This is a genomic window from Frisingicoccus sp. (assembly GCA_016298055.1).
GTDB lineage: Bacteria > Bacillota > Clostridia > Lachnospirales > Lachnospiraceae > Frisingicoccus.
Window position 1 is genome coordinate 1 of record JAEDDO010000279.1, and the last position, 2,032, is coordinate 2,032.

General features: G+C 41.3%; 2 protein-coding genes. Both read left to right on the forward strand.

Translation table 11 applies throughout. The features are described 5' to 3' along the window. Positions 1 to 828 (forward strand): ABC transporter substrate-binding protein (locus tag QZZ35_RS11570; protein WP_291237541.1); only part of this gene is annotated, 828 nt, incomplete at its 5' end. Positions 829 to 948: 120 nt separating this feature from the next. Further along, positions 949 to 1,908: an ABC transporter permease gene (locus QZZ35_RS11575; protein WP_291234931.1), complete on the forward strand. Its 960-nt coding sequence runs from the start codon at positions 949 to 951 to the stop codon at positions 1,906 to 1,908. Positions 1,909 to 2,032 lie beyond the last annotated feature (124 nt).

Genomic DNA, 2,032 nt, shown 5'->3' on the forward strand with positions numbered 1-2,032 from the left:
GGACAGGCAGATTATGTATTCGGAAATGCAGCAGACCTTGTTGAAGCAATCAGCGGAATGCCAAATTACACAACACATGAAGTTGATGTATTATTCTACAAATACTTCCTGTTCAATATGAAAGGTGCTGACGGCAACGAAAACGAAGCTATGCAGAACGTAGAAGTTCGTAAAGCAATTATCGAAGCTATTGACCGCGCAACACTGGCTACACTGTATCCAACAGCAAACGTTCTTAACAGTGGTGTTCCAAACAGCCATGAAGCATACAACGGTTTTGAATATGCATTCGATGCTGAAAAAGCAAAAGCAGATATCGCAGCTTCCGGCTATGATATGAGCCGTACACTCAGAATCTGCTACTATAACAATGACCAGACTTCAATCGATTTGATTCAGACAGTTGTTCATTATCTCGAACAGGCTGGTTTAACTGTTGAAGCAACATTATCCAATGACGGTACAACAGATCTCTTCACAACACGTAATTATGATATCGGTTTCAAAGGTAAGAGTGCATTTTCTATCGATGAATGGTATACAGAATATATGAGCTCTGACGCATTATTCGCAAACGTATTTGGCGGAACAACAGAGTTTGATGAACTCGTTGCCGATCTGTTCAAAGCTACAGATGCAGATGCAAGAAATGAAGTATTAAAAGAACTTCAGGCAAAAGAGCAGGAATGTGTTTATAAAGTTCCTGTATTCACAGTTGGTACATACGTATTCACAAGTGATAAAGTTGTTATTCCGGACGGCGTAACATTCTGTAATCCACTTTATATGTGTGATCTGGATTTTGCAAATTGGGAACTTGCTCAGTAATCGTTTAAAACAAATTCAGATAGAATTCATTGATGAAGGGGGAGACGGAGGAAGGATTTTCTAAAGTCTCCCTTTCTCTGTGAAAAAATATCGGATGTTAAGAAAGAATGGAGTGGTTGAATGTTTAAATTCATCGTTAAAAAGCTGCTCATGATGATTCCAATGCTTCTGGTTATCAGTTTTATCGTTTTTTACGGACTGCAGATGACCGGTATTGACCCGATCAACTTCATGGTCAGCCCGGAGATGCTTTCATCAAATAAAGAAAATGTTGAAGCCCTCAGAGAATCTCTCGGATTAAATGATCCATTGATTATTCAGTATTTCCGCTGGCTCGGAAATTGCCTCCATGGTGATTTGGGATATTCCTTTGACGGATCTTCTATCGCATCTGTTATTGCAGTAAGACTGCCGTACACATTCGAACTGGCCGGATATTCGCTGGTACTGTCTGCCGTGATCGGTATCGGCATCGGTATCCTCTCCGCAGTTCGTCAGAATGGTATCATTGACTATGTGGGACGTGTTCTTGCAGTTCTCGGACAGGCTGTACCTCAGTTCCTTGTCGGTATTGTCCTGATTCAGATTTTTTCAATCAAACTCGGATGGTTTCCGGCGAGCAACCGTGTCAGTCCGGATGCCACAAGTGCATTTGCGGATGCCTTTTTCCATCTGTTCCTGCCGGTTCTCACCCTGACCATCGGTATGGTGGCCGTATTGATGCGTTATGCGAGAAATACCATGCTGGACGTTCTGAACAGTGATTATATTAAAACTGCACGTTCAAAAGGTATTCCGGAATGGAAAGTTTATTTAAAACACGGTTTCCGAAATGCCATGAAACCGGTTCTTGTCATTCTGGTATTCCGTATTCCGATGCTGGTTGGCGGTTCTGTTGTTATTGAGAGTGTATTTTCTTATCCGGGTATCGGTCTTACAATGACAAATGCTATTGTATCCGGCGATTATCCGGTCGTTCTTGTAACGACCCTGATCATTGCAGCTGCGATGCTCATTTGTTCTTTTATGGTCGATGTTCTGAATGCATTGTTAGATCCAAGGGTTCGCCTTGGTGAATAAAGAGAGGGGGAAATAAGATGAGTCAATCAGGTACAAGTATTAAAGATCAAAATAAAAATGCCGCTTCTTCTTTATTTAAACGAAATGTGCGTAAATTTATGAATAATAAACTGGCAGTTCTGGG

Excerpts from the sequence above, each read along its gene's own strand:
- QZZ35_RS11575 (WP_291234931.1), top strand. The coding sequence starts at position 949 with ATGTTTAAATTCATCGTTAAAAAGCTGCTCATGATGATTCCAATGCTT.